Here is a 938-nt window from a genome sequence, read left to right as displayed (position 1 = left end):
GGGACATTTGTCAAACGAAGCCAATTGTTCGCGTCCAAGATGCTCAAAGTCGGCACTCGACTCGCAGTGATCACATGGATTGGACGTATGGTCATCGGCCCGGTCGTCTTCACATCGCTGGACCAATTCCCACATTGCGGGTTGTTCTAGATAGGGGAACAACATGGGCAACCAGTGCCACCCAAGCTCGTTTTGACCGTGCTGCCAACCGCCGGTCTTGAAGCGGTTGCCCGACTCGTCGTAGTTGACGCTTCCGGGCGGAAACGCTCCAAACGCTGACATGTGGTTGTGCATCGCCAATCCAAACTGCTTCATATTGTTTTGACACTGCATGCGACGCGCTGCTTCGCGTGCCGCCTGAACGGCGGGCAGCAACAACCCCACCAGAACTCCAATGATCGCGATCACCACCAATAGTTCTACCAGGGTAAAACCTGATCGCTGGGGTGTATGGACAGAACAACGCTTGCGATGAGCAATCCGCATTCACGAATTCCTTAGACGAGAGAGAGAGAAAGTGTTTCAACCACAGAGAGCGGGATTAGAACGTCCGCTTGTTGAAATCAGGCGCAGAAATGATGAAGGAATGTTTAAGATGCACACCCATCAATTGAAGGCGGCCCGCGGCCACGATGCCCCCGAGCCAACGGGGGCCAATCAACCGTTGACCCCCAAATCAAATCATCTAACGGGCCCAATTTTTTAGACGTCCAGGCTAGAGCTTCAAAAGCGACTAGCTAGATTAGCAGCCTCCTAGACGCAACTAGAGGGCCCTCACATAGGTTATTGACCGAGGCTATTGGTCCTCGATCACCTCTTGGTTCTGAGCGGTACTCATCGGTCGCCAAATGTTCAAATTGTCGACCGAGTCGGTGACAAAACGAACCCCGCCGTCCGCCATCAACACGTTGACGCCACCGGTGTGGTAACTGCGGGCT

General features: G+C 53.8%; 2 protein-coding genes. Both read right to left on the bottom strand.

What is annotated here, in order from left to right; all coding sequences use genetic code 11:
* On the bottom strand, positions 1-486 hold a 486-nt coding region (locus tag RMSM_RS32520), incomplete at its 3' end, for a DUF1559 family PulG-like putative transporter (protein ID WP_040770696.1).
* 310 nt (positions 487-796) lie between these two features.
* Positions 797-938 (bottom strand): DUF1559 family PulG-like putative transporter (locus RMSM_RS39110; RefSeq protein ID WP_144058120.1); only part of this gene is annotated, 142 nt, incomplete at its 5' end.

The sequence above is a fragment of the Rhodopirellula maiorica SM1 genome, from assembly GCF_000346295.1.
In the GTDB taxonomy this organism is placed as follows: Bacteria; Planctomycetota; Planctomycetia; order Pirellulales; family Pirellulaceae; genus Novipirellula; species Novipirellula maiorica.
Note: the sequence above shows the minus strand (reverse complement) of the source record. Positions and strands in the feature narration are given on the sequence as shown.